Origin of the sequence: Leptospira mayottensis 200901116 (assembly GCF_000306675.2) — a bacterium.
GTDB lineage: Bacteria > Spirochaetota > Leptospiria > Leptospirales > Leptospiraceae > Leptospira > Leptospira mayottensis.
In genome coordinates this window covers 725,001-750,436 of sequence record NZ_CP024871.1, presented here as the reverse complement: position 1 = coordinate 750,436, position 25,436 = coordinate 725,001, and the positions used below count along the sequence as shown (strand labels likewise).

General features: G+C 39.3%; 23 protein-coding genes and 1 pseudogene (1 of these 24 only partly in view). 14 read left to right on the top strand and 10 right to left on the bottom strand.

Annotated elements, in window-relative coordinates; genetic code table 11:
• The first annotated feature begins 566 nt into the window (after positions 1–566).
• From LEP1GSC190_RS03445 to LEP1GSC190_RS03415, 8 genes and pseudogenes are all read left to right on the top strand, one after another.
• Positions 567–899: a hypothetical protein gene (locus LEP1GSC190_RS03445; protein WP_173380565.1), complete on the top strand. Its 333-nt coding sequence runs from the start codon at positions 567–569 to the stop codon at positions 897–899.
• A gap of 40 nt (positions 900–939) precedes the next feature.
• Positions 940–3,165 carry a SulP family inorganic anion transporter gene (locus LEP1GSC190_RS03440; protein WP_002761621.1) on the top strand — a complete coding sequence of 742 codons (2,226 nt, stop codon included), beginning with the start codon at positions 940–942 and terminating at the stop codon, positions 3,163–3,165.
• Between the two features lie 251 nt (positions 3,166–3,416).
• Positions 3,417–3,785, top strand: a complete 369-nt coding sequence (locus LEP1GSC190_RS20075; RefSeq protein WP_051019786.1) for a hypothetical protein — start codon at positions 3,417–3,419, stop codon at positions 3,783–3,785.
• A 273-nt stretch (positions 3,786–4,058) separates the two neighbouring features.
• Complete coding sequence (locus LEP1GSC190_RS03435; protein WP_237578356.1) at positions 4,059–5,282, top strand: TolC family protein; 1,224 nt, start codon at positions 4,059–4,061, stop codon at positions 5,280–5,282.
• Complete coding sequence (locus tag LEP1GSC190_RS03430; protein WP_004281166.1) at positions 5,248–8,364, top strand: efflux RND transporter permease subunit; 3,117 nt, start codon at positions 5,248–5,250, stop codon at positions 8,362–8,364. The genes LEP1GSC190_RS03435 and LEP1GSC190_RS03430 overlap by 35 nt, the downstream gene beginning before the upstream one ends.
• Before the next feature lie 372 nt (positions 8,365–8,736).
• Positions 8,737–8,883, top strand: a pseudogene (locus tag LEP1GSC190_RS03425) (metal-sensing transcriptional repressor); the annotation flags it as partial.
• Between the two features lie 18 nt (positions 8,884–8,901).
• On the top strand, positions 8,902–9,111 hold the full coding sequence (locus tag LEP1GSC190_RS03420; RefSeq protein WP_004281097.1) for a heavy-metal-associated domain-containing protein: 210 nt from the start codon (positions 8,902–8,904) through the stop codon (positions 9,109–9,111).
• On the top strand, positions 9,108–11,336 hold the full coding sequence (locus tag LEP1GSC190_RS03415) for a heavy metal translocating P-type ATPase (RefSeq protein ID WP_004281159.1): 2,229 nt from the start codon (positions 9,108–9,110) through the stop codon (positions 11,334–11,336). The genes LEP1GSC190_RS03420 and LEP1GSC190_RS03415 overlap by 4 nt, the downstream gene beginning before the upstream one ends.
• 134 nt (positions 11,337–11,470) lie before the next feature.
• On the opposite strand, the gene LEP1GSC190_RS03410 is transcribed toward LEP1GSC190_RS03415, so the two are convergent.
• Together LEP1GSC190_RS03410 and LEP1GSC190_RS03405 are read right to left on the bottom strand one after the other, a co-directional pair.
• Complete coding sequence (locus LEP1GSC190_RS03410) at positions 11,471–12,103, bottom strand: glutathione S-transferase family protein (RefSeq protein WP_036035493.1); 633 nt, start codon at positions 12,101–12,103, stop codon at positions 11,471–11,473.
• 86 nt (positions 12,104–12,189) lie between these two features.
• Complete coding sequence (locus tag LEP1GSC190_RS03405) at positions 12,190–12,645, bottom strand: GyrI-like domain-containing protein (RefSeq protein ID WP_036035458.1); 456 nt, start codon at positions 12,643–12,645, stop codon at positions 12,190–12,192.
• Between the two features lie 303 nt (positions 12,646–12,948).
• On the opposite strand from LEP1GSC190_RS03405, the gene LEP1GSC190_RS03400 reads away from it, so the two are divergent.
• Positions 12,949–13,620: a PAS domain-containing protein gene (locus tag LEP1GSC190_RS03400; protein WP_002761605.1), complete on the top strand. Its 672-nt coding sequence runs from the start codon at positions 12,949–12,951 to the stop codon at positions 13,618–13,620.
• Positions 13,621–13,678: 58 nt separating this feature from the next.
• Here the strand turns inward: LEP1GSC190_RS03400 and msrA are convergent, their stop codons facing one another.
• Positions 13,679–14,272, bottom strand: coding sequence for a peptide-methionine (S)-S-oxide reductase MsrA (gene msrA / locus LEP1GSC190_RS03395; RefSeq protein ID WP_004281189.1), 594 nt, complete (start codon positions 14,270–14,272; stop codon positions 13,679–13,681).
• A gap of 212 nt (positions 14,273–14,484) precedes the next feature.
• Between msrA and LEP1GSC190_RS03385 the strand changes: the two genes are divergently transcribed.
• Positions 14,485–15,741: an NAD(P)-binding protein gene (locus LEP1GSC190_RS03385; protein ID WP_002761610.1), complete on the top strand. Its 1,257-nt coding sequence runs from the start codon at positions 14,485–14,487 to the stop codon at positions 15,739–15,741.
• Here LEP1GSC190_RS03385 and LEP1GSC190_RS03380 read toward each other — a convergent pair.
• Positions 15,738–16,571, bottom strand: a complete 834-nt coding sequence (locus LEP1GSC190_RS03380) for a class I SAM-dependent methyltransferase (protein WP_002761416.1) — start codon at positions 16,569–16,571, stop codon at positions 15,738–15,740. The two genes, LEP1GSC190_RS03385 and LEP1GSC190_RS03380, sit on opposite strands and share 4 nt — an antisense overlap.
• A 787-nt stretch (positions 16,572–17,358) precedes the next feature.
• Here LEP1GSC190_RS03380 and LEP1GSC190_RS03370 point away from each other — a divergent pair.
• Positions 17,359–17,889 carry an SET domain-containing protein gene (locus LEP1GSC190_RS03370; protein ID WP_002761565.1) on the top strand — a complete coding sequence of 177 codons (531 nt, stop codon included), beginning with the start codon at positions 17,359–17,361 and terminating at the stop codon, positions 17,887–17,889.
• A 20-nt stretch (positions 17,890–17,909) separates the two neighbouring features.
• On the opposite strand, the gene LEP1GSC190_RS03365 is transcribed toward LEP1GSC190_RS03370, so the two are convergent.
• From LEP1GSC190_RS03365 to galK, 4 genes are all read right to left on the bottom strand, one after another.
• Positions 17,910–18,494, bottom strand: a complete 585-nt coding sequence (locus LEP1GSC190_RS03365) for a DUF2179 domain-containing protein (protein ID WP_002761478.1) — start codon at positions 18,492–18,494, stop codon at positions 17,910–17,912.
• Positions 18,485–18,658: a hypothetical protein gene (locus LEP1GSC190_RS19635; protein ID WP_002761506.1), complete on the bottom strand. Its 174-nt coding sequence runs from the start codon at positions 18,656–18,658 to the stop codon at positions 18,485–18,487. Before LEP1GSC190_RS19635 ends, LEP1GSC190_RS03365 begins: the two co-directional genes overlap by 10 nt.
• An 89-nt stretch (positions 18,659–18,747) precedes the next feature.
• The gene (locus LEP1GSC190_RS03360) at positions 18,748–19,296 is read right to left on the bottom strand and encodes a uracil-DNA glycosylase family protein (protein WP_004281203.1); all 549 of its coding nucleotides are present in this window, start codon (positions 19,294–19,296) and stop codon (positions 18,748–18,750) included.
• A 411-nt stretch (positions 19,297–19,707) separates the two neighbouring features.
• Positions 19,708–20,850 (bottom strand): galactokinase, encoded by a 1,143-nt coding sequence (gene galK / locus LEP1GSC190_RS03355; protein ID WP_036035490.1) that lies wholly within the window; start codon positions 20,848–20,850, stop codon positions 19,708–19,710.
• 248 nt (positions 20,851–21,098) lie between these two features.
• Here galK and LEP1GSC190_RS03345 point away from each other — a divergent pair, with 248 nt between their 5' ends.
• From LEP1GSC190_RS03345 to LEP1GSC190_RS03335, 3 genes are all read left to right on the top strand, one after another.
• Positions 21,099–22,436 (top strand): glucose-6-phosphate isomerase, encoded by a 1,338-nt coding sequence (locus tag LEP1GSC190_RS03345; RefSeq protein WP_002761560.1) that lies wholly within the window; start codon positions 21,099–21,101, stop codon positions 22,434–22,436.
• Positions 22,437–22,549: 113 nt separating this feature from the next.
• Positions 22,550–22,888: a hypothetical protein gene (locus LEP1GSC190_RS03340; protein WP_002761420.1), complete on the top strand. Its 339-nt coding sequence runs from the start codon at positions 22,550–22,552 to the stop codon at positions 22,886–22,888.
• Positions 22,889–23,266: 378 nt separating this feature from the next.
• Positions 23,267–24,151 carry a hypothetical protein gene (locus tag LEP1GSC190_RS03335; protein WP_036035487.1) on the top strand — a complete coding sequence of 295 codons (885 nt, stop codon included), beginning with the start codon at positions 23,267–23,269 and terminating at the stop codon, positions 24,149–24,151.
• Here the strand turns inward: LEP1GSC190_RS03335 and LEP1GSC190_RS03330 are convergent.
• Together LEP1GSC190_RS03330 and LEP1GSC190_RS03325 are read right to left on the bottom strand one after the other, a co-directional pair.
• Positions 24,142–24,870, bottom strand: a complete 729-nt coding sequence (locus LEP1GSC190_RS03330) for a nucleotidyltransferase family protein (protein WP_002761552.1) — start codon at positions 24,868–24,870, stop codon at positions 24,142–24,144. The two genes, LEP1GSC190_RS03335 and LEP1GSC190_RS03330, sit on opposite strands and share 10 nt — an antisense overlap.
• Before the next feature lie 10 nt (positions 24,871–24,880).
• Positions 24,881–25,436, bottom strand: the 3' portion of a protein-coding gene (locus LEP1GSC190_RS03325; protein ID WP_002761606.1) for an aminoglycoside phosphotransferase family protein. It continues 443 nt past the right edge of the window; 556 of the gene's 999 nt are visible here — the last part of the coding sequence; the start codon falls outside the window, past its right edge; its stop codon occupies positions 24,881–24,883.

Genomic DNA, 25,436 nt, shown 5'->3' with positions numbered 1-25,436 from the left:
ATGAAGTTTATTATAATGTTAAAAAATGCTTGAAAGTACTCATAGAATGATTTACTGAATATAAGTTAAGATCTAGGTGAAAGCCGCAGCAGTCTCAATCAAATTTTTTCGTAAATTCGATATTGATTCAATCATATTGAATCTGATTTAAAACAAGATTAAGAGTTTGTCCTAAAACCTCAGACGCAAAAACTCCTGTGGGAGTTTAACAATAATAAAGTCCGTTAGAAAGTTCATAAACCACCAAAGGGACGTAATTTGTGGGAACTCCTACATTTTATTACAAACTTATGGAAGGATTGTAACCGATTTTTCTTAAGGCTTTGGGACAAACTCCAAATCCCGGCTTTGATCGGATTTCAACCAAAAGATTTCCCGTTTAAGTCAAGTGCGTCGATTCTTATGAAAAACGAACAGACTTTAACTTGTAAGGCACCTATAACACATATTTTTAATGAGAATCGACCGCACCTAAAGCGATGCGATTCAAATTTCAAACGAACGACTTGTTTTAAAATGCTTTTCCATTACAAAACAACTTACAAAGTGTTCTCATTAAAAAGCCTATGAAATTTCTAAACTGCTTGAGCCATAAACTTTTTGTTTTTCTCTACGTTGCTCTGACTTTCTATTGTGCAACTGTATGGACCCAATCCAGTGTCTTCGGTAAAAATCTCCCGACATCAACAACCGCAAGCGAATCTTCCGAAGCCCCAGAAACCGAAAAGGAAAAAGCGACTGAACTCAAACTAGAAGATCTCGTATCTCAAGAAGATAAGTTTACATTCGATTACGATTTAGAAATGGTCTGTTACGGTGACCCAGTCGAACAAATTCTTATTCAACATTTTTCGGAAATAGAAAACCCACCTCCGGAAAACCTTCATCTCACGACTTAGCAATTTCAAAATTTTCGGGCCTCGACCCGAAGGAGTCTATATGAATATCTTATACTTTTTTCCTAACGTTTCTTGGAACGACTTGAGACACGATTTTTCCTCTAGTATCGTCGTCTTTTTGGTCGCTCTTCCCCTTTGTATCGGAGTTGCATTTGCATCAGGTACACCTATCGTTTCCGGTTTGATTAGCGGTATTGTGGGAGGCATCGTAATTTCTCTGTTAAGCAAATCACCTCTATCCGTGAGCGGTCCCGCCATGGGACTTACAGTAATTGTTTTCGATTCGATTCAAACATTAGGAAGTTTTAACGACTTTCTTTTTGCTTTTTGTCTAGCCGGAGTTTTACAAATCATATTAGGATTTCTGAAAGCAGGAATTCTAAGCAATTTTTTCCCGTCTTCGGTCATTAAGGGGATGTTAGCGGCAATCGGAGCGGTTTTAATCTTAAAACAGATTCCACACGCAATCGGTTACGATATGGATTACGAAGGAGATATGGTCTTTTTTCAACAAGACCAGGAAAATACCTTTTCAGAGATCCTGACCGCGTTTCATCGTTTTACTCCCGGAGCAATCATTCTATCTTCTGTTTCCTTGATTTTAATTTTGATCTGGGAAAAGCTGAAACTACATAAAAAATTCATAATCCATGGATCTTTAGTCGCAATTTTAGTCAGTGTTTTGTTAAACGAAGTTTTTAAAATTTTCGAATTGGGTATCGCCGTCGGTTCAGAGCATATGATCCAACCGATTCAATTAAACGGGATTACCGACTTTTTTCAAGGGAATCATTTCCCGAGTTTTTCCCAATGGAAAAATCAGGCGATTTATCTGACCGCGATTAAGATCTGTCTCGTGATGAGTCTTGAAACCTTATTGAACCTGGATGCAATCGAAAAGTTAGATCCTCAAAGAAGGATCGTCTCCAAAAACCGCGAGCTCGTTGCCCAAGGAACCGGAAATTTATTCTCTGCGATTTTTGGCGGATTACCCATCACGTCTGTAATCATTCGAAGTTCCACAAATTTACAAGCCGGGGCGAAAACTAGATTTTCCGCATTCCTACACGGCTTACTGATTCTTTTATCCCTGATTTTGATTCCGACTTGGATTTCAAAAATTCCTTTGGCTTCTTTGGCGGCCGTACTCTTGGTCGTAGGCTACAAACTTACGGATTATAAAATTCTCCAAACACAATACCGAAAAGGAATGGATCAATTTATTCCATTCATCTCAACGTTAATTGGAATCGTTTTCTCAGACGTTCTTATCGGAATCGGAATCGGTTGTTTATTTTCCGTGTTCTTTATCGTAAGAAGGAACATCCTGAATCCTTACGAATTCAACAAAAAGGAAATGACTTACGGAGTCGAGGTAAAGATCGATCTTTCCGAAGACGTGTCTTTTTTGAACAAATCGAGCATGTTGTACAAATTGGATAAAGTTCCGGATAACGCACATTTGATCATAGACGGTTCCAAGTCTAAATATATCGATCCAGACGTTTTGGAAATCATCGAAGACTTTAAGATCGTAGCCGAGTTCCGCAATATCAAAGTGGAAATTATCGACGTAACCTCTTCTTATCAGAAGATTAAAAACAAACCCTTGGACCCGATCATCCAACAAGATTATCAAAAACTTTTCGAGAACAATCGGATTTGGGTAGAAGAAAAACTTTTAAAAGACCCGGATTACTTTAAGAATCTTGCTTTAGGTCAGACTCCGAAGTATTTTCTTATATCGTGCTCCGACAGTAGAATTTCGGTCAATGAAATGACGGGTACAAACGCAGGCGAACTTTTTGTCCACAGAAACATCGCAAACCTAGTAATAGATACGGACATGAATCTGATGTCGGTTCTTCAATATTCCGTCGAAGTTCTGAAAGTCAAACATATCGTCGTTTGCGGTCATTACGGTTGCGGCGGAGTCAAGGCGGCAACAGACGGTAAATACCACGGATTGATCGACGCTTGGCTTAGACATATCAAACAGGTTTACCGAATGAACCGAAAAGAACTTTCCGGAATTTTAGACGAGGATGAAAAACACAAAAAACTCGTAGAGCTAAACGTGAGAGAACAAGTTTATAACCTATGTATGACTACGATCGTTCAAAACGCGTGGAGTCAGGGAAACGATCTTCAACTTCACGGCTGGGTGTACAATCTCAAAGAAGGTATGCTCCTGGATCTCAACATAGATATAAACAAGGATTTTCGCGACTATGACATTTTCCGCTATAAATTCGAAACGCATTAATCCCCATTGATCGTATATGAAAAAGAGCCGCGATAAGACATTTATCGTTTAGAAGAATAAGTAAATTCATATTTTTGAATATTCTATCTAACGGGAATTTATTTTGAAGGACGATAAAAAACGACTTGAAATAGGCTCGACGGCTCATTTCATTTTTAAGGCGAAGTTTTGGGGAATGATAAATAGTGATTGAAAAAGCCTTAAAATCGCTTTTTCCGTTGACAAGCTCTGAGGTATGGTAAGCTGGAGATATGGTTTCTTCAATTTTTAAAACGTGGATCGGATGCACTTTGTTATCCGTTCTTGTGTTGATTTTGAATTGCGGACCAATCTGTGGATTCGATTCTAAAATAAATAGAATTGTCGAAACTTCGACTTCTTGTCATCAAGAATCGAATTCTGAAAAGACCTCCGGTTGCGAATGGGATTCCAGTTCGATCGTTCTCGTGGATTCTCATCTTTCCAAATCCTTAAAGTCGTTTTTTATTCCACCTCATATTTATTCGACAAATATCTTCTTCCCGTTCTATCCTTCCGTTTTACGAATTGAATTCGTTCCCAAATTGTTAGAAATAAATTCCAATAGGGTTCCCCTTAGTTCCGTCCGTCTTTTGATTTAATCCTCAACCTTCTCTCCCATCATCTTCTTTCGGTTTCTGAAATCGGATCGAACTGTATATGTTCCACTCTATCTTAGAAACTTGAGAAAAACTTCCTTTACTTCGAGGAGATAATCTATGCGCTTGAAACGAAGCCACATTTCTGAAACTCATAAGAGTATATTCTATTTCTTGAAATTATTATCGAGTTTAATCAAAAATTTTTACAACGGATCCTCAAGCACAAACGTTTTGTCGAATTTCATGTTTCTTTCCGTTCTTTTCTTTTTACCGATTCGATCCGAAGTTAGTTCAGAATTAGACATCCGGACTATTCTTGACTTGGCAGAAAAAAATTCTCCGTTACTCCTTTCCTTAAATGCGGATTTGGAATCGCTTTTTTACCAGCGTAAACAACAAGGAAAAACTCAAAATCCTTTTTTGACTCTGGATTACGGTCAAAGAAGCGCGGCCAACGAAAGAGGAGCGGAGTATGCGCTTCAGTTCGAACAACCCGTATATTTTCCGGGCCGCAAGGAACTGCGCCAACTTTTGGTGGATAACGATTCCAAAATTAAAGAAATCCAACTCGCGGAAGCAAACAATTCGATTCGGTTCAACGCGCTCAGGTTCACTTATCGTTATTTAGTTTCCGTGGGTAAAAGAAATCACGTTAAGGAACGTCTTAAAAGATTATCGATCTTGGAAAGTTACATCCGTGCGAGACCTTTCATAACTCCGCAGGCAAAGACAGACCTATTTATAATTCAAAGAAAAATTTTGGCTCTGCGAAAACATTTCAACGATCTTGAATTGGATTCGTATAAACAATACGAGGCTATGAATTTATATCTTATGCTCGAATCGATTCCTTCGCTCCGAATCCCTTTTTTTTCGGAAGGAGTGAAATTTAATTTCAACGAACTTCAGATCAAAGCACTTTCACAAAATTTGATTCTTATGGCGGCCAAAGAAGAAATCGAAAAGGCAAAGACGGAACTCAATCTCGCAAACTTAGAAAAATATCCGGACTACTCCATCGTCAGTCAAATAGGAGAAGACCGATCGGGAGTCTCTAATCGATTTTACGACTTTGGTCTTAAATTTAGGATTCCGATATGGGATCAATTTCAAAATAAAATTTCGGCTGCCGAGGTTAACGTAAAATCCAAGCAGGGAATTTTTCACCATCAGGAAAACCTCGTAAAAACTGCCTTTAAACAAGCCTTTTTAGATTACGAACAGTCCAAAACTAATCTCAAACTTTTTAATTTATCAAAGTTAGACGAAATAGAAAAAGACCTGATCTATGCAGATGGAGAATTTAAAAAAGGGAGAATTTTAATGTTGAGTTATCTGGAATTGGAAAACCAGCTTCACGAAACTCATCACGCGATATTAGACGCACAAATCGCTCACCTTGAAGCGCTACTCAATCTACTGTATATCACGAACGAAAAAGAAATCATAGGAACGTTTCAAAATGCTGTCCAAACTTTTGAATATCAGCTTAAATAATCCGATCCTCTCCGTTGGAACCGCATTATTTTTATTCATATATTCTTTTTTTACTTTGAACGAAGTGCCGATCGACGCGGTTCCCGATATTACGAATACGCAGGTAATCGTAACCGTCAAAACGGGTTCCTTGGATCCGGAGCAAATTGAAAAAGTGATCACATTTCCACTTGAAACCGAACTAATGGGGATGCCGAATTTGATCGACGTTCGTTCTATATCTAAATTCGGACTTTCTAATATATCTTTGATTTTCAAGGAGGGTACGGATATTTATCAAGCCAGAAGTATGGTTTTAGAGAGAATTACAAGCGCCAAAGAAAAACTTCCGAAAGGAATTGTTCCCACGATCGTTCCAAATACGACCGGACTCGGGGAAATTTTCTTTTATACTGTGGAAGCAAAGCCAGGAAGTAAATTGACATTTCTCCCGGAAAAGGATCGGTTACTTTATTTGAGAACCGTACAGGATTATATGGTTCGTCCTCAGTTAAAATCTCTTGTGCCTGGAATCGTAGAAGTGGATTCCAACGGAGGATACGAAAAAGAAATTCATATCGATCTAAATCCTTCCAAAATGCGAATTTTGGGAATCACGATTGATCAATTGATTGGAGAATTATCTACGATCGGAGAAAGTTTCGGGGGAGGTTTTATCGAAAACGAAGGAAAACTCTCCATCGTTAGGGCGTATGGAATTAAGAAAAACCTAAACTCTTTGTCTGAGGTTACGGTTCGTCGTACTCTCACAGGTTCACCGATCCGAGTTTCCGATATAGCGCAGGTGAAAGAACACGGCAAACAAAGATTAGGCGGAGCAAGTTCTGAAGGGAAGGAAATTGTTTTAGGAACCGCTATGATGTTACGGGGGGAAAACAGTTATCAAGTCAATGCAGACCTCAATCGAGCCGTGTTCCGTTTAGATCTCCCGGAGGACGTACAAGTCAGAATTCTTCTAGAAAGATCGTTTCTGATCCATTCCACAATTCGAACCGTGACTAAAAATCTTTCTGAAGGCGCGATTCTAGTAATTTTGACCTTATGTTTCATTCTTTTCAACATAAAGGCTTCGATTATTGTCGCGGCGATCATTCCAGGATCAATGCTTTTAACTGCGATTTTTATGAGGGTTTTCGGAATTTCCGCCAACCTAATGAGTCTAGGAGCAATCGACTTCGGCCTCCTTGTGGACGCTTCCATCGTGATTACCGAAAACGTTCTGGTGCGATTTGAAAAGAATTCCATTATCAATCGCGAGGAAAAGATCAAAATAATCCTGAACGCGTCTTTGGAAGTTTTAAAACCAGTCTCTTTCGGAATCGTAGTCATTATGCTCGTATATGTTCCGATTATAACGTTAGACGGAATATCAGGAAAGATGTTTCGTCCAATGGCTGAAACCGTCCTTCTAGCGTTGGGTTTTAGTTTAATTTTGGCGGTGTTTTTTCTCCCTCCTTTGTTGTTCTTTTTTATTACCCCAACAAGAGATATCTCAAACCGAGAAGTAAAAAAAAGTAAAGTTGTAACGTTGTATGAAACGCGGCTTTCGATCCTATTAAATAAACCGAAACCAATTGTAATCGGATCTATTGTGTTTTTCCTGCTTACCCTATTCATCTATTCCAGAATGGGAACGGTTTTTCTTCCGAAATTGATGGAAGGAGACTTGATGCTCGTAATCGTAAGAGAAGGGAATATTAGTATAGAAGAAAGTTTGAAAGAACAAAAGGAAGTAGAAAAAATCCTAATGCAAATGCCCGAGATCCAGAGCGTGTTCTCCAGAATCGGAACCAGTTCTGTAGCAAACGACCCTATGGGAACATTCAACGCCGACACGTTTATCATTCTTAAAAAAGAATCCCTGGAAGATCTATTAAAGGAAAAAAATTGGGAGAATTTTTTAAACCGAATCCATAAAAAAGTCCAGGAAAACTATCCGAAATCAGAACTGACTCTTAGCCAACCTTTGGAAGCAAGATTCAACGAACTTCTGGAAGGAAGTAGAGCGGATATCAGTGTAAGAATTCTCGGAAAGGACCTAAATACTCTTTTAGAATTACAGAATTCTTTGAAAGAAAATCTACATAAGATTCCGGGAGCGGCGGAAGTGGAACTCGATCCAATCATGGCTCTTCGGAAATCCACAGCGATTGATATCGTTCCCGATCCATCTAGATTAAAATATTATAATATATCTCTTCCTTTATTTAATAACGTAGTCGAGGCTTCTATGAGTGGATTTGAATTAGGAGGATACTACGAGGAGGAAGTTCGGTTTCCAATTAAAATCCGACTCTCCGAAGAATTCAGAAATCGTGAATCCGAAATATCGAATATAGGAGTAGGAACACAGGACGGAGGGATGATTCCGATTAAACTTCTAGCTTCTATCGAAAAAAAAGAAAAAATCATGACCATCTCCAGAAATAAATCCAGAAGATTTGTGGCGGTTTCGGTGAATCTGCGTGGAAGAGACTTAGAGGGATTCTATTCTGAAGCCAAGGATAAAATTTCAAATATAAATATCCCTCAAGGTTATTCCGTGTTCTGGGGTGGACAAATTGAAAATCTTTCGAAGGCAAAAGAGAAATTATCCGTCATACTCCCTACTACATTTTTGATGATTTTTGTGGTTCTATATCTAGGCCTGAAATCGGTTCGTCAAGCCCTACTCGTATTCTTTTGTGTTCCGTTTGCATTAACCGGAGGAATTTGGTTTCTCTTTTTAAGAGGGATGGATTTAAGCGTTTCCGCTTTTGTGGGATGCATCGCGTTATGCGGAATATCCGTGCTAAATGGGCTCGTCAAATTGGATACGATCCACAGGACTCGCGAAGAAAAAAACATTTCCCTAAAAGAAGCGGTTTTAAAAGGAGCTACCAGCCGAATTCGCCCCGTAATCATGACGGCGCTTGTAGCGTCTTTCGGATTTCTACCGATGGCGTTCGGTTCAGGGCTCGGATCGGAAGTGCAAAAACCTCTGGCAACCGTAGTGATCGGGGGAATTATATCTTCCACATTATTAACTCTGGTGATTCTCCCAGTTTTTTATTATTGGCTGGAAAAAACTTCAGAAAATTAAATGAACTCCGGTCTTATATTTCTTCACCATTGCATTCAATATTTTAAGACGGTCAATCGCAAGGAATTTCAAAGTTGTTTGTATATTCCAAACAGAAAGACCGCTTTATTTACTACTCAGACGTATTAAAAAATAAAGTAATAAATTTATTTCAAAAGTTAGAATGTTAGATCTTCTTCAAAAAAGCCAACAATTTTTAATTCGGTGCAATCTTGTGAGGACTTCTATATCTTTGCAAAAATCGTCCCTTAATTTTTGATACCATTTTTATGCGCCCAAGTGGTAAAATAAATTTCGATATGGTTCCAAAAGAATATTGTCGTATTAACACATTTTCTCTTAACAAAGAATACTTAAAAATCAATTTTGTCTATATGGTCTATAAAGTCGGCTTTGGACGGCATGTCTAAAATTTTACTCAGAAGCCATATCCAAACTAGTGTAATCGAAAGGTTTAGAGAAAATGATTCTAAAATCTTAGAAGAGTTTATAAACACTATAAATCATATTCTTAAATGAAAATAAAAGGAAAATGAAATGAAAGAAATCAAATTAGCATTGGAAGGAATGACCTGTTCCCATTGTTTAAGAACCGTAGAATCCGCTCTAAGAAAAATCGGATTAACGGGAAAAGCAAATCTGGGGAAAAAAGAAGTCGTTTATCAAGGAGAAGGAACTCCGGAAGAATTATCTAAAATCAAATCGATTCTCACGGAGGAAGGGTATATTCCGGGTGAAATAAAATGAATGTTAAAAACGAAATTTTTTCCAGAGAGATCACATTAGATATCATCGGAATGACTTGTTCGAATTGTGCGCTTAGGATCGAAAAAGGACTCAAGAAAGTTCCGGGAGTAAAGGATGCGACAGTTAACTTTGCTATGGAAACCGCAAAAGTGGAATTCGAATCTTCGGTAGAGAAAGAACTTCTGTTGAACAAGATCGATTCTCTCGGTTACCGAGCCTTTGTTCACGAAGACCTTGAAATCCACGGAGAAGCCGAAAAAGCGCACGAAAAAGAATTCAAAAACTTGAAAGTCCGCGTTTTCATATCCGCCCTTTTGTCCTTTCCCATGGTTTTCGGCATGATCGGACATATAGAAAACAATCAAATTTTTGAATATTTTTCTTTTATAATGAACCCTTTGCTACAATTTATCCTCGCCACTCCGGTCCAATTTTGGATCGGCGCATCTTTCTACAAAGGAAGTTTTCGGGCTATTCGAAACAGAGGAGCAAATATGGACGTACTCGTCGTTTTAGGAACATCCGCCGCATATTTCTACAGCGTCTATCGGACCTTTCTTGAATTCGGAACACACACTCACGAAAAAATTCCACTCTATTACGAAACCTCTTCCATATTGATTACTTTGATACTTTTCGGAAAATTTTTGGAACATATCGCAAAAGGAAAATCTTCAAGAGCAATTCAATCCTTAGTCGCTTTACAACCCAAAAACGCAAGAGTCATTCAAAACGGAGAAATTCAAGAAATCCCGTTGTTTGCCGTTCGTCCCAGAGATCTACTTTTGATAAAGGCGGGAGAAACGATTCCTGTGGATGGAACCGTAGAGGAAGGAAACTCCTCCGTCGACGAATCAATGCTAACCGGAGAAAGTATTCCCGTAGAAAAGACGGTTTCCAGCCCTCTTTACGGCGGTTCTTTAAATCAAAACGGAGTTTTAAAACTCAGAGCTTCTAAAGTAGGAAAAGATACTTTGCTTTCCGAGATTATCCGAGTGGTTCGGGAAGTGCAAGGTTCCAAAGCTCCGATTCAAAGAATCGCGGATCAAATTTCCGGAATTTTTGTTCCGGTAGTCATTTTAATTTCGATTCTTACATTGTTTTTGTGGTATTTTTGGATAGAACCCTCTCATTTTTCCGGAGCTCTGGAAAAGGCGATAGCAGTTCTCGTAATTGCCTGTCCTTGTGCCTTAGGTTTAGCAACTCCGATTTCTATCCTAACTGGCTCGGGAAAAGCAGCCACTCTGGGAATTTTGTTTCGAACTGCAGAAGCATTAGAAATCGCTCATAAAGTAGACACAATCGTTTTCGATAAGACCGGGACTCTAACTCAAGGAAAGCACACTCTCAAAGGTCTTGAAAGTTTAAATTCTCAGGAAGAAAATCTCCTACTCACGTTAGCCGCTTCCGCAGAACAAGAATCGGAACATCCACTTTCCAAAGCGATCGTAGAATCCGCCAAAGAAAAAGGGCTTTTGCTTTCTATGCCTGAAAATTTCGAAACGATCCCGGGAGGAGGTATTTCCGCTTCTGTACAGGGGAAAAAGATCTTGATCGGCACAGATCAATTGTTTTGCAAAAGGGGAATCGAGTTGAATCCTAAACTCCTGGATCTAAAACGAATCAGAGAAGAAGAAGGAAACACAGTCGTTCACCTAAGTCTGGACGGAATTCACTTGGCGATTCTTTGTCTAGCGGACACGATCAAAGAATCAACTCCAATCGCAGTCGAAAAACTACAATCTCTCGGTATGAAAATTTACGTAATTACGGGAGATAACGAAAGGACGGCCCGCGCGATCGCGAACATCTGCGGCATCGAACAAGTGTTAGCCGAAATTCTTCCCCAAGGAAAGGCAAAGGAAATAAAGAAACTAATGGACACCGGAAAAGTAGTAGCAATGGTGGGAGACGGAATCAACGACGCCCCTGCTCTGGTCGTTGCGGATCTTGGAATAAGTATGGGAACCGGAACGGATGTAGCTATGGAATCTTCAGACGTGGTAATTGTAAACGGAGATCTGGTTTCGATCGTAAACGCGTTTTCCATAAGCAAGAAGACCGTTTATAATATTCGACAAAATCTATTCTGGGCTTTGTTCTACAACACACTGGGAATTCCGATCGCCGCCGCAGGACTACTAACCCCCTGGATCGCGGGTGGAGCCATGGCTCTTAGTTCGGTTTCCGTAGTTCTGAACGCACTCCGTTTACAAAGAAAATGAATCTCTCCGATAATCCATCAGACAAGATGATCTTATGGAGGCTTTCTTTGTATCTTATAGCAAATACATTAGAATATCTGAATTAACTATTTTACAAAAAGTTAGATTTAGAAATAGAGACGCAAACCATTTGATTATGATTGTCCCTTTTTCAAAGCGCCGTCGACCCATTCCTTATAAGAAGAAAGATTGCTGATCTTAGAAACATATTCACTTGTTTCCGAACCTGTCTTGATTCCATAAGTAATAAACCTTCCCACGACAGGCGCATAAAACGCATCCGCAATCGTAAATTCCTTTCCGAACAGAAAAGGTCCTTGATAAGAGTCCAAACATTTTTTCCAGATGAATTCGATTCTTCGAATATCCTTCCAAACCTCTTCGGAAAACGTTTTTCCATGAAGTTTTTCGACTAAGTTCATCGATAAATTTTTTCTGAGATCGGCAAAACCGGAGTGCATCTCCGCAACAATCGATCGGGCAACGGCTCGTAAAGTTTTATTCTTCGGCCAAAGATTTTTTTCGGGAAAGGTCTCAGCCAAATATTCTACAATGCTGTAAGTGTCCCAGATTCTGACATCACCGTCCACAAGAACCGGAACCTTGCCCGCGTCAGAATAAAATCTGATTTTTTCGTGAAACTCCGGAGTATTCAAAGTAAGTGAAATTTCCGTGAAAGGTATATTATTTTCTTTTAATAAAATCCAAGGACGCATGGACCAAGAGGAGAATTTTTTATCACCTATAACAAGTTGAAGATCTATCATACGGTCAAATTCATCAGTGGAACCGAAGTTGTCACCCATCTATCAAGGAACCTCATTCCTTATAAAATCTTAATCCACACTAACATCTAAAATTTATCCGAAAGAAATAGTAGAACTTGAGTTTCGGGTGTGGTTGAAAAGTCCATCGGATAGATTTCGTAATCTACTTTAAAAGCTCTTCTATTTTTTAATTCCAGGTTGGACCAAACGCTCTGCCAGAGTTGAACGATAACCTCCGGAACTTTTCCTTTTAAGGAAGACAGTTCTAAATATCGCCCTTCCGGAAGTTGAACGGTTTCGAAAAGATTTTTTTCATCGGAAGGAATTCCAATAAAGTAAAAATACTCTCCGTTTTCGTTGTTTTCATAATCTTTATAAACCGCATAGATGAAGTCCTCCGTTCTTTTAAGTTTTGGCAAGATTTCGGAAAAAAATTTTTTCCAGAGCTCTGGAATTTTTCCGTCTTTCCCCATTTCGTCCGCATTTTTTGTGCGGGTTCCGATTCCGATCAGATTTTTTTTCGGCATTAAACTTTGTTTCATAAATTTATCTTTGTTCGTCTAATATCATACAAGAAAAAACATACGAATTCTTCTTTATAGAATCACGATATTAATTCGATAAATATTATCGATTAAACTCGCTTGTCCATTACTTAACTCATTCAATTTTCTGATTTTATCAACATTTCGAAGGATTTTTAAAGACCTCTTAGTTGACGAATCGAACTAAATACTTAGGTATGTTTATAGCGGTTCAATATAAAGAAGAATCGCTTATTCCTTAAGAGATAGGGAGGGATCTATGTCTACCATGAAAATCAAAATTGAGGAGGTAAGAAAAATATGAATCTTTCCTCGATTTTAATTTCTTATTTTTATCAATACCCACACGCGATGTTCATCACGAATCGGTGCGGTATGATTGAATACATTAACCCCGTTTTTGAAACTCTTTCCGGTTACAACCGAAACGAGCTGATCGGGAAGAATCCAAGATTATTTCAAGCAGGCGTCCATGACCCGAATTTTTATGAAGAATTATGGAAAACTATTCTTTCCGGAAAAGAATATGAAGGAAATTTTTTAAACCGAAATGGATCGGGGGAAACGATTTCCTGGAAAGAAAGAATTACACCTCTTCGGGACGAAACGGGAAACATTTCAAATTTCCTGTGTAGAGTGGACATTCCTTCGAAAGATGAGAAAGTAACGAACACACCCGAAGAGAATTTGATTTCTGTAGAAGGTGGTCAGAGCGAAAAAGCCAGAGAATTGCTTTTTTCTCAACTTCAAAAAGATTACGGTCTAACATGCCAAGAAGCAAAAATCTGCGAACGTTTAGTCGCTGGTCAAACAAGGGCCTCTCTGATTCAACAACTCGGAGTACATTCAGGAACTCTAAAGAATCATCTCAAGGCCATTTACAGAAAGACGATCGAAAAAGATTTAGCCCAACCGGGTCAAGGAAGGGATAAATTACAAAGACTCACGATGTTTTTGATTCGTCTTTGCTAACATTCAACTAAGAACGAAAAGGATCGAATACGAGCAAAGGATTCTGATCCTTTTCGTTTCAATGTTTTCCCCAAATCCTTTCCAAGTAAGCCTCTCTTCCTGAACCTTTTCGATATAACTTATAATGCTCCGGATGCGTTTTACAATAATTCTGATGATAATCTTCCGCGGGATAAAAGGAAGTAAATGGAAGGATTTCGACTATGATTGGTCCGGAAAACTTTCCGGACTTTGCAATTGATCGTTTGGATTCTTCCGTTGCTTTTTTTTGAGATTGATTGTGATAAAAAATTCCGGGTTTATACTGATTTCCTCGGTCCGCAAATTGTCCTCCGTTATCCGTCGGATCGATCTGTTTCCAAAACACTTTTAGAAGTTCCTCGTAACGAATCTTAGAAGGATCGAATTCGATCTGAACGCTTTCTCTATGACCCGTTCTTCCATGACTCACGTCTTCATACGTAGAATTGACCTCTTTTCCGCCCGCATAACCCGAAGTAACCGAAATCACTCCCGGAAGAGATTCGAACGGACCTTCCATACACCAAAAACAACCGCCTGCAAAAGTAGCTTTTTCCGTTTTAGGAACCGCCATCAAAGTAGAAAAAAAGAATATGATACAGATTAAAATCAATCCTCTCAAGTGGAACATTCCGCCCTCCTCAAAAGGAAATTCGATCCTTCGACAAATCGGTTACAGAAGAAATAACGGAACAAATTTTTCCTATAACTTTCCATCTTAAAATTCGATTTGTGAATCTTTGGGCTTTCAAATTTTATGTCCTCCTTTCTGATATGATTTTTATTTCGAAAGAAAAAAATTTCTATGTTTTCTTTTAACAAATCTAATTTTAAGAACGGAATATGAAAATCGCAATCTTAGGAACTGGAATCGCAGGACTTAGCGCATGTTGGTATTTGAGCAAGGAACACGATGTCGTTTTGATCGAGCGTCATTCAGTTCCAGGAATGGATGCGCATGGAACGGATGTAGAATTAAAAGACGGAACTTTTCGTTTCGACGTTCCTTTTCGAGCGTTTAAACAGAATTATTATCCTTGTCTGGTCGAAATGTACAACGAAGCGGGAATCGAATTCAGACCCGTGGATTATTCCTTTTCTTTGAGCGAAAGGGACGGATCCACATACTTTCAGTTCAGCACCTTTGGGTTTGGCGGCAAGTTCTATCCGTTCGTTTCTCCTGTTTGTTTTAAGAACGTGGAATCCAGAAAAATTTTTTCCGACACGATTCGTTTCTACAGTGAATCCGCAAATCAATGGGAATCTCTCAAAGGAGAACAACTTACGATCTCCGGATTCCTACAAAGATTCAGATATTCGAAAGAATTCGAGGATAAGTATCTGATCCCCATGTTCGCCACCATCAATACCTGCACACTCAAAAGCGCTAAGAATTATCCGGCAGAAGCGGTGATTCGATATCACTCGAATGGATTGAAGTTCCTGCGATTTTTAACCGCCAGCCGGGGAACTAGGGACATCACGGAAAAACTTTCAATTGGAGCGAAAGAACTTAGACTAAAATCCAATCCCAAAAGAATCGAACAGAACGGAAAAAAAGTTTTCGTTTCTTTCGATGACGGAAAGGAGGAATTCGATCGGGTCGTGGTCGCCACTCCGGCAAATCAGGCGATTCCGCTTCTTCCGAATGAAATGACTCAGGAGAAAAAACTTCTTTCCTCATTTCGCTACGAAGAATCGGAAATTTTGATGCACACCGATTCTTCTTTTATGCCCAATAAAAAAAGACATTGGGCTCCTCTTTGTTTCACTCTTTCGCCGGAAACGGATAAACCTTCGGCTACGATTCGTTTGAACAAGGTACTTCCCGAAATCGGAAAGATCGAAATTTTTCAAACCTGGAATCCATTGGAAGAACCTCAACAAGGAACATTGATTTCCCGTTCCCGATTCGAGAGACCGATCATCGATCTGAAAAATCGAAAGACCACCGAAGACTTAAAGGCCCTTCAGGAACAACCGGGAAGAAAAATCTGGTTCTGCGGTTCTTATGCAAGGTACGGAATTCCTCTATTAGAAGCGGGAGTTTCCACTTCCTTGGATGTAAGACGTTGGGTTGAGAATTCAATGCGTTCTTAACCCGGTTTCACGGCCGCATAAAGAACAAATTGAAAATATCTTTTCATTTTTTCCCCGCCGAGAAATTCCGCAAAACGGGAATACTTACGAGCGATCCTTTGCGGGATGTAGGGATCTTTCGTTTTCTTTTTGAGAAAACTTGAGAATCCTCTGAAGACATCTTCTTCTAAAAAATCAAAACCATCCGATACAAATCCGGAAGACTTTAAAAGCTGGGAAAGGGAATCGGGTGTGACTCGGTTATTTTTAGGAATAGAACTCAATGTACAAACTAGATCTCTCAACCAAGAGTCTATAATTCCCAATCTAGAATTTTTTAAGACCAACTCTGCGGAAACAAATCTACCTCCAGGTTTTAATACACGGAAGGCTTGTTTGCAAAACTCTTTTCGATCGGAAAAAAAAGAAGCGCTGTCCAAACAAAAGATTCGATCGAAAGACTGATGCGGAAAAGAAACGATCGCCGCTTCGACGGGAGAACAAATCAGTTCAGGCAAAGTATCAAATCGAGACTCTAACAGGTTTTTTGCAAACCTCACTTGAACCGAGGAACCGTTGACTCCAATAAGATCGGCAAAGTCTAGGAAAAATTCTTCCTTCCAGATAAAGAACTGATCCCCGCATCCGAAACCTAAGTCCAATACCTTGAGTCCCTGTTTGAGATCCGCTCTTTTGCCTAAGAGTCGAGCCAACGTTTTACAGGCAGTCGGATAATCCGTCGTGTCTTTCCAATAACCTAGATTTGCCCAAGAAGAATTTTCCGGATTGAGATAAAGATGTGTGAGAGTATTTGGAGCTTCTTCCGGTTTTATTTTTCTAAAAAGTCTCATTCAAAAAATTTCCTAAGGGAAAATAATAGAAATTCTGTATAGAATCGGCGATTTGAATCATTCTACGAAGTTCCTATTTTTTATCTTCGGAAATTTTTTTCGTAAAATTTCAATGTAGCTTCTCATGTCGCATTAACAAACGGCTACACACATATTTAGCCCGATCAATTGGTATTTTCAAATCCATCTCCCAAAACATTCGATCCTATCCATCACACTTTTAGATCCGATTAAACAAGAAGCAATTCGGTGTTTCGTCGAAAAAAAATTCAACGGTAAAACAGTTTATCCGATTTTCATCTTTCCCAAGGTTCCGACCTATCCGGAAAAACTTTCGATGTCGTAAAAATTTTTTCGACCTTTGATTCTCTTTTCAAAGAGAGAACTTCGAAGAACAAGTGAAACTTCTCTAAGAAAAAATCAAAGACCGATTTTCGGCGATTCGTTTTTTAGAGACAGATAAAGTCTTGGCCGAAACTAGAAAGTCCCAAAACTGAGATCGGCTTTTTTGCAAGTTCTTCTTGGTCAGCAGAAATAATCTTAAGATTTTACAAATGGATTCGTCTCAAACACAAGAAGGAGAGACTTTCTTGAAGCCGCAGCCCCCTTGAAAGTTGATCTTAGAAAATTTATTTATGTTTTTAGAATGGGTTTTTCTTATGAGACAAGTCAGCAAGAACTTGCATTAAATATTACTCGGATTAAGTATTTTAATTGAAGTTTTTTTTATACCATTCTTGATAGATAAAAATTTTGCCATTGGCAATAAACGCAGGGATCTTTCTGCATGATCGAAAAACGAATCAACAAATTCGGGGAAAACGGAACCTTCGCAACGAAGACCATCCCCAAGGGAACCTTGCTGTTCAGTTACAGCGAGTGGATCGAAGACGAAGAATTTGGATGGAAAGTTCTAACGGTCGACGAAGCTGAATCGCTTCCCGAATCCGAAAAGGACATTTTCATGAAATACGGATACGATGTGGACTTCGGGTTAGTGACCGGGCCTACTAGCGATCAGTATGTCATCAACCATTCCAATTTCATGAATCACTCCTGCGATCCAAATATGTGGTACGATCAGGATGATAACATCGTAGCAAAAAGGGAAATCCAAGCGGGAGAAGAGCTTACCATTGACTACGCGAATTTCATCGTAAACTTCGACCAAACCTTTGAGTGCGGTTGCGGGTCGACAAACTGTAGAAAATTTATTCGCAAGGACGATTGGAAACTTCTGATTCATGAATATCAGATGAACTTTCCGAAATTCATCCAAAAAGAAATCAAAAAGCTTTACGTTAAAATTCCGGTCTAAAGAGGCTCAAAGCGAGAATCTTACTTTCTAACCTTTAGAATTCTTTCCAGGATTCCTCTTCTGAGAAGTCCTGGAGAATCTTCGGACACCTTAGTACTTCGGGCGTTTTCTATCGAATAGAATGCGTCCGGCTCCACGTTTTTGACGATCGTCATTGCCTGACCGATTTTCTTCCTTTTTAAAACCGTAAAAATGATTTTCACCGGGCCGCGACTTCCTTGCCCGTTCATTGTCGTAACTCCGTATCCGGATTCGGAAAGTTTGTTTGCAATTTCATCTCCGTTTGTGGGAGAAATGATTCTCAAAAGAGAAAAACCGATCGCCAGTTTTTCTTCGAGAATCATTCCGATAAAGGTGCCGGTCGCAAATCCTCCCGCATATGCGAGATAACAAAGGGCGTTGTTTAGATTTTTAATGACCTGGGTGATCACGATAACCCAGAGAAGAACTTCTAAAAATCCGAGAGAGGCCGCAATTACCTTCTTTTCTCTAGTAAGAAGAATCACTCGGATCGTTCCGATTGACACGTCGGTGACTCGGGCAAGAAAGATAAAACAAGGAAGGACACAATAATCGAAGATAGGATTTCCGGGACTCAATTCCATACAAGACAAGAATCGCCGAAAGAACGATTCTCGTCGATGAGAATTGCACCGTTCCATTTTTCCATATTTCCCGTTAAGACAAAACGTTTCCTATAGGAATCAGAAATATTGATAAAGAAAATTGAATATTTACCACTTCCTGATTTCGGAGTAAAAAGGATCAATCGTCGGCTTATTGTAGTTTCTGTATGAATCTCTCCATTCGTTCGTCTTACATTTTACAAGGAATAGAAAGTTCCCCGAAAAACTTCGATCAAAGAAAAAATTCTTCCCGAATCACCGGATGATTCTTGAGTATATCCAATGCTTCTTGTATCAATTTTTTACCGGTTTCCGTATGATTCCATACGTTAAGTCCGGACGGGTGTGGCAACGGAATCCAATCGAGTCGGACCCCATAGAATTCCCGTGAAAAAGTTTTACCGATCACGTCTTCAAGCTTGTATTTTCCAAACTCAAACAACTGATCAATCGCGAGTTTGCCGATAGGAATCAAAAGTTCCGGCTTATGAAAACGAACTTCAAATTCGAGAAACTCGGAACAGTTTTTCACTTCTTCCAAGTCCGGTTTACGATCCCCACTTTTCGCCTTACCAGGAAAACATCTGCAAACAGCGGACATGTTCACCTTACTTCGAAAAGTTTCCTCCTCGATCCCTATTTTTTTGAACCAGCCAAAAAGAGTTTTTCCCGCTGTATAGGCAAAAGGTTTGCCAAATCTTTCTTCGTGGATTCCGGGAGCCTGGCCTAGACTAATAATTCTTGAGGAAGGAATACAACCGTGAACCGGATTGCCCTGCATTTTGGGACATTTCCTACAACTCAAAAGACGATGAATATGATTCGAATATTCTAATTTTCTACTTTTCATAGGACGGAGAGATTGAATTGATAAATATCCTGAGCATGCGCGTCAAATCTTCTTCCGCTCGGATTCAAGAATTTAAAACCTGTCTCAAAACCTTACAATAAATCAATTACAATCACTTAGGCTGTTCGTAACAAAACGCAGTAGTTCCCGCAGATTACGTCTCTTGGGTAGTTATGGACTTTCGAACAATCTTTTTCGTCGTTCAATTCCTATAATTCTAAGGTTTTGAGACAGGTTTTAATTTTTCAAATTCCAAAAAATCGGATACGAACCCCTCTACATATTCAAAAAATAAGATATAATTCATTTACCGATCAGATCTATCACTCGGTTTTCGGGTTTTTAAAATTCCCTGACTCCGTCGGAGATTCGAACCGAATATAATTCCGGCTCGATTCCGAATTTCCCGAAATGGCGAGTTTTTATCCTTTCAAACAAAGTATTTTTCCTGCCCGCTTTGTCCAGTATCAAAATACAACCGCCAAAACCACCTCCAATCATTCTTGCACCCAGAGTTCCTTGGACTTTAAGCTCTTCTACGATAAAATCCGTTTCGTCACAAGAAACTTCGTAGTTTTTGGAAAGAGAATCATGGCATTCGAAAAGAACTTCACCTACCGTTTTCGCATTACCGCTTTTTAAATTTTCGATTACTTTCGAAGTTCTTAATCTTTCTCCGATGACATGCATTGCTCTTTTTATTTCGATTTCATTAAGATCTTTTTCCAAATCCTCCGGTCCGGCTTGATAAAGCGTTCGAATGGAAGGTTTGTGTTTTTTGATTTTATGAAACGCGGATTCCACCTCTTTTCTACGACGATTGTAGTCGCTGTCCTTCAGAGAATGTTTTACTTTTGAGTCGATCAGATAAAACTCGCAACCTTCCAAATTCATCTCATGAAAATCGTATCGTAAACTTTCCGTATCGAGAGCGATACAAAAACCTTCCTTTGCGATGGAAATTACAAACTGATCCATAATTCCACAATTAACACCGACGAAATGATTTTCAGCCCTTTGGCCTAACAAGGCGATTTCTTCTCTGGAAAGTTTCCAGTCGTGAATTTCACAAAGAGCAAACGCAACCGCGACTTCAAACGCGGCGGAAGAAGAAAGCCCCGCGCCTTGAGGAATATTTCCCCAGACGACCAGGTCGAAAAAATCCGAAATGAAATTGAGTTTTCGAAACTCCTCGATCACTCCATAAACGTAATTTATCCAAGGACGTTTGGAATCGAACACGATTGATTCCGTTTCAACTTTTTCTCCGGAAAAAACGGAATAAATTCTAAATTTTTGTTCTTTATTTTTACGAATCGCAATTCGAATCGAAAAGTCGATCGCCGCGGGAAGAACGATTCCTCCCGCATAGTCCACATGCTCACCGATTATGTTGATTCTTCCAGGAGCCGAGAAAAAACGAATGTTTCCCCCGTCCGAAGGGAATTCGCTTTTTAGAATTTTTGTTAAGTTCTCTTGATTCATTCGATCCTTTTTAGAAATCCCGAAAACATTGTTAAAAAGTTTTGTTCTAGTCAATCCTTCTCCGCCTTTTGCATCGTAATTTCCCAGTACAAAGAACCTCGAAACTTTGAAAGTCATTGATTCTTAAGACATACGTACGACTCGGATTTTTCTTGCCCGCCAATTTCGCTTTTCCAAACTGTGCAAGCGTTCCCAATTTAGAACGTTTTCGTCATTAGAAATGTAAAAAGGGAACTTCGTAATAAATTATGATTCGATTAGAAACCAGATTCGCTTCTTCCTTTGTACATTCCGGGAAATTCGAATCTTTTTTAACGGAAGCGGAATTTTCTCGACGCACACTTCATTCTTTCCAGGGAAAAGGAAACGAATATTTAGGATGGTTGAATCTTCCCAAAGAAATCAAAGAATCGGAAATCGAAAAAATCATCCAAGTCGCCCAACGATTAAGAGATTCTTCCGAAGTAATCGTCGTAATCGGAATCGGAGGTTCCTATCTCGGTTCCAGAGCCGTACTAGAAGCGACCCTTCCATTTTTCAAACAATCCTCTAAAGGGAATCCGGAAATCTTTTTTGCGGGACATCATCTCGAATCCAGATATTTGTCCGAATTGATGGAATATCTCAAAGACCGAGATTTTTCAGTGAACGTCATCTCCAAATCAGGAACGACAACGGAACCAGCAATCGCGTTTCGCCTATTGTGGGAATTACTTCGTAAAAAGTATGGAGCGTCCGCAGCTTCAAGAGTTGTGGCTACCACAGATTCTTCGAAAGGCGCCCTAAAAACGTTTGCGGACGTGGAAGGGTTCGACACGTTTACAATTCCGGATAACGTAGGAGGAAGATATTCCGTTTTAACCCCGGTCGGGTTATTTCCGTTGGCGGCGGCGGGAATACCAATTCGAAAATTTATATTAGGATCTCAGAATATTTTAAAAAATCTTCACGCCGAAACTGATCCCGTTCGAAATCCGGCTACCTATTATTCCGCCTTTAGGAATTATTTTTTATCCGAAGGAAGACATATAGAAATATTAGCAAATTTTAATCCTTCACTACGATATATTTCCGAGTGGTGGAAACAATTGTTCGGGGAAAGCGAAGGAAAAGAGAACAAGGGAATTTTTCCCGCCTCCATGGACTTTACGACCGATCTACATTCTCTCGGACAGTACGTTCAAGAAGGCAAACGAATTTTATTCGAAACAGTTCTAAGCCCCTCCGACGTTCATTCAAACTTGATTTTGAAGCCGACTCCGGACAATTTGGATTCTTTGAATTTTCTTTCGGGGAACACGCTCGGGCACGTGAACGAACAAGCCAGACTCGGAACCCTACTTGCACATGCGGACGGCGGAGTTCCCTGTTTGGAACTCATTTTTCCAGATATATCGCCCGAATCCTTGGGAGAAGTAATGTATTTTTTTGAATATTCCTGCGCGGTCTCAGGTTATTCTTTAGGCGTAAACCCTTTTGATCAACCCGGAGTAGAAGCATATAAAAAGAATATGTTCGCCCTTTTGAATAAAGTCGGCTTTGAAAAAGAGGGAGACTTTCTGCGCAAAAGAATTCTCGGAAACTAAAAACCAAAGTTACACTTCCGTAATGTTGGGAAGAAGGACCTCGGTTGAATTTCTTTTCAAGGAAACCAACTTTCTTACTTGACATCTTTTAAAATTGAGAGATGGATGAAAGAATGAAGAGGTGCAGAAACAAAATCGGTTTTCCTCTAACGACCTATATTTTGGCGTTTTCGTTTCTGTCTATTTCAATCCTCTCTTCCAGCAATTTTCCTGGGAAGTTCCATCCTCACAATCACAAACAGACAATAAACGGGGTTGAATCCGAATATAAAGAGCCGGTTCAGTTGGAGGAAGAATTCGAACTCCTTCTCAGTTCCCTCTCTTTAATCCATAAAAACATTCCATTCGTATTCAAAGGTAAAATCACTTCCCTCCAGGATAGGTTCCAATTCCATTTCTGTAACATCCAAACTCTCAATCTATCGAATTTACCTCCTCCTTCTCTCGTATAACTCTAGTATAATCTTCTAGTTTTGCCTTCACGGGGAAATGTGTTTTATAGTTCGCTTTCAGCTATTCTTGCCATATTGAATGAAACGCATTTAGGTCTTCGATCCTCACTTTTGTCACAGTTGATTCCAAATATTGTCTTTATTACTATTTGCAACTTACGGATCTTCAAATTTTGTCAATCAGAATCTACTCTTCTTGATCCGGGATTGGCATACTTGTTCCGCAAAATCAAATATAACGAAATTTCAACTTGGAAAAAATCGACTTCCTAGATTCTAAAATTCGCATATATTCTTTTTCCTAACCGAGCTAAAAATAGGTTTTCTTTCTCAAAAAACTTGGATAGTTTTTTTGAGGAATTTTCTCCTCAAAAAAAAATGGACCAAGAATTTAAAAGATGGCCTCATTTTCTTAAGATGATCAAGGCCGGTGCACGAATCGAACTTACGGGATATGTATTCAACAATATTTTCCGACTGCATCTGGAAAAATTCGTAAGCCTCTGTCTCAAAAACTACGACAAAAACGATCTGGCTCCCTTTGTTTGTTCCGTGATCCAGGAAATGCTTTTACGTGCCGGAATCTCCAACCTAAGAGAATACTTTTTTCAGGAAATCGATTTCTTGAACCAAAATTCGTTCGATTACAACGAAGAAGAATTTAGAAAATTCTTAAATACCTTAGACCTACGTTCGGTACGAAACTCTCTAAAGGCGAAAGGTCTATTCTTAAAAGTAATCATCCGTCACAATCGCACAATGCTTATCGCCGAAGTATTAAATAACTCTAAAGCAATTCCTTCTATGGAAGAATCTCTAAAACAATACATCGCATTCTCAATGGAATATAAGGATTTAATGGATTACTATAAATTTTATCCCGAAGACAAGGAAGGTAAGGACTTAGGACTCGCATTTTCAATCCTGACACTCCGGGAAATCGGATTAAAACCAGAGTTGTTTCGAATCAGTACCGGAGAAGGAATATATACTTCCAGAATAGAAATTCCTCTCGAAGGGAAATACGGAAGCATTCGTGAACAAATCTTGAACGATAAGGAAATTTTTCCTTTTCCGAAAGACAATCATAAACAGGAAAACGAACCTCCTTGGCAAACAAATCCTTGTAGTCATTGCGGAAGAACCGTGGACGATCGGATTTTATTTTCTAAAATTCCGGACGATATTCCGATCAAAAATATCCCGAAATCCATCCAAACGGAAAGTAAAATCTGCGCCTGGTGTGTTGCTTCTTATCTCTGAGCAGGAATCCGGCAAAGTTCCAAAAATTCTTCCCAGCGAGAACCCAAACGTCCCGAAAAATCTTTTTCCTTTAAAGAAAGGTAATATTCTTTTTCTCCCAAGTCGAGTGCTTCCCCAGGAAACAATCTTCCAGCTAATCTTTGTTTGGCGGCAAGCTCCTTAAAAATATAAGAAAGATCGAAAAAGGTTTCCGGTTGAATTTCGCTTAGAATACCGCTGTTCAATACGGAAATTCCGACATAAAATAGATTACCCTTTCCGAAAACGATCTTTCCGTCGTTGAGTTCCAGTCCGGTATAATTCGCGGATTCCGGTCGAGGTAGAAGATACAAAAGACAATCGTTTTCTGAAAGAGAACTTGGAATTTGGAAAAGATTTTCTGGAAAATAAAGGAAGTCCGGGTTTACGATCCCGATCGTTTCTCCCATCCAACCGGCTTTTTCTAGCCCGGTTCTAATTCCTCCTGCGGTTCCCAAGATTCCTTTTTTTTCCTCCGAAAATATCAAAGGAAAAAGAGAAAACGTTTCGAGTTCTTTACGGATCTTTTCTCCTATGTAATGTGTGTTAACAACCGCACCTTCCGCGTTTTGTTTCCAAACCTGGAACAAAGAATAATAGATGAGTGGAATTCCGTTTATGGGAAGTAAGGGCTTCGGAATGTTTTTTGTCAGCTCCTTCATTCTTGTTCCGAAACCGGCCGCGGGAATAAAAAATTTCAAAACGGATCCTTCATCGTTTTATTCCTTTCATAAATAAAGAATTGGACAAAAGTTCTTCTTTTAACAGATAAAAGAACACATAGAGTTGATCCGGAAACAAACCGGCTTGAACGACTTCCAAAAGATTATCGAGCGCGTTTAAAACACTCATTCTGTATTTGTCCATCTTCTTATCGGCCACCAAATAAAAGTAAGAGCCGAGCGCTTTGTAAGAACGTTGAAGACACTGGATATAATAACATTCCTTGAATCTCGGAAAGTTCTGCTCGCTAAGCTTTAAAAAAAGCTGATAGAGCCCTTGCCTCATTCCGAAAGAAATCGGTCTGTATGCATCGTAAAGAATACTTGAAAGATCGTAAAAGGGAGTCCCCATCCTCGCATCCTGAAAATCAATCATACAAATTTGATTTCCAGAATTGATCAAAAGATTTCTTCCGTGAAAATCTCTATGACAAAAAACCTTCACCGGATACTCGGCAAGAAAAGCTGAACATTCTTCGATGAAAATTTTCACTTCACTTCGTAATTGAGTCCTAAGACGAAATTCCTTCTGAAGCTTTAAATAA

Excerpts from the sequence above, each read along its gene's own strand:
- LEP1GSC190_RS03365 (WP_002761478.1), bottom strand. The coding sequence starts at position 18,494 with ATGGAATTGAGTCCCGGAAATCCTATCTTCGATTATTGTGTCCTTCCT.
- LEP1GSC190_RS03370 (WP_002761565.1), top strand. The coding sequence starts at position 17,359 with ATGATCGAAAAACGAATCAACAAATTCGGGGAAAACGGAACCTTCGCA.
- msrA (WP_004281189.1), bottom strand. The coding sequence starts at position 14,272 with ATGTTCCACTTGAGAGGATTGATTTTAATCTGTATCATATTCTTTTTT.
- LEP1GSC190_RS03345 (WP_002761560.1), top strand. The coding sequence starts at position 21,099 with ATGATTCGATTAGAAACCAGATTCGCTTCTTCCTTTGTACATTCCGGG.
- LEP1GSC190_RS03440 (WP_002761621.1), top strand. The coding sequence starts at position 940 with ATGAATATCTTATACTTTTTTCCTAACGTTTCTTGGAACGACTTGAGA.
- LEP1GSC190_RS03410 (WP_036035493.1), bottom strand. The coding sequence starts at position 12,103 with ATGATAGATCTTCAACTTGTTATAGGTGATAAAAAATTCTCCTCTTGG.
- LEP1GSC190_RS03340 (WP_002761420.1), top strand. The coding sequence starts at position 22,550 with ATGAAGAGGTGCAGAAACAAAATCGGTTTTCCTCTAACGACCTATATT.
- LEP1GSC190_RS03400 (WP_002761605.1), top strand. The coding sequence starts at position 12,949 with ATGAATCTTTCCTCGATTTTAATTTCTTATTTTTATCAATACCCACAC.
- LEP1GSC190_RS03420 (WP_004281097.1), top strand. The coding sequence starts at position 8,902 with ATGAAAGAAATCAAATTAGCATTGGAAGGAATGACCTGTTCCCATTGT.
- LEP1GSC190_RS03405 (WP_036035458.1), bottom strand. The coding sequence starts at position 12,645 with ATGAAACAAAGTTTAATGCCGAAAAAAAATCTGATCGGAATCGGAACC.
- LEP1GSC190_RS03335 (WP_036035487.1), top strand. The coding sequence starts at position 23,267 with ATGGACCAAGAATTTAAAAGATGGCCTCATTTTCTTAAGATGATCAAG.
- LEP1GSC190_RS03445 (WP_173380565.1), top strand. The coding sequence starts at position 567 with ATGAAATTTCTAAACTGCTTGAGCCATAAACTTTTTGTTTTTCTCTAC.
- LEP1GSC190_RS20075 (WP_051019786.1), top strand. The coding sequence starts at position 3,417 with ATGGTTTCTTCAATTTTTAAAACGTGGATCGGATGCACTTTGTTATCC.
- LEP1GSC190_RS03385 (WP_002761610.1), top strand. The coding sequence starts at position 14,485 with ATGAAAATCGCAATCTTAGGAACTGGAATCGCAGGACTTAGCGCATGT.
- LEP1GSC190_RS03380 (WP_002761416.1), bottom strand. The coding sequence starts at position 16,571 with ATGAGACTTTTTAGAAAAATAAAACCGGAAGAAGCTCCAAATACTCTC.
- galK (WP_036035490.1), bottom strand. The coding sequence starts at position 20,850 with ATGAATCAAGAGAACTTAACAAAAATTCTAAAAAGCGAATTCCCTTCG.
- LEP1GSC190_RS03430 (WP_004281166.1), top strand. The coding sequence starts at position 5,248 with ATGCTGTCCAAACTTTTGAATATCAGCTTAAATAATCCGATCCTCTCC.
- LEP1GSC190_RS03415 (WP_004281159.1), top strand. The coding sequence starts at position 9,108 with ATGAATGTTAAAAACGAAATTTTTTCCAGAGAGATCACATTAGATATC.
- LEP1GSC190_RS03360 (WP_004281203.1), bottom strand. The coding sequence starts at position 19,296 with ATGCAGGGCAATCCGGTTCACGGTTGTATTCCTTCCTCAAGAATTATT.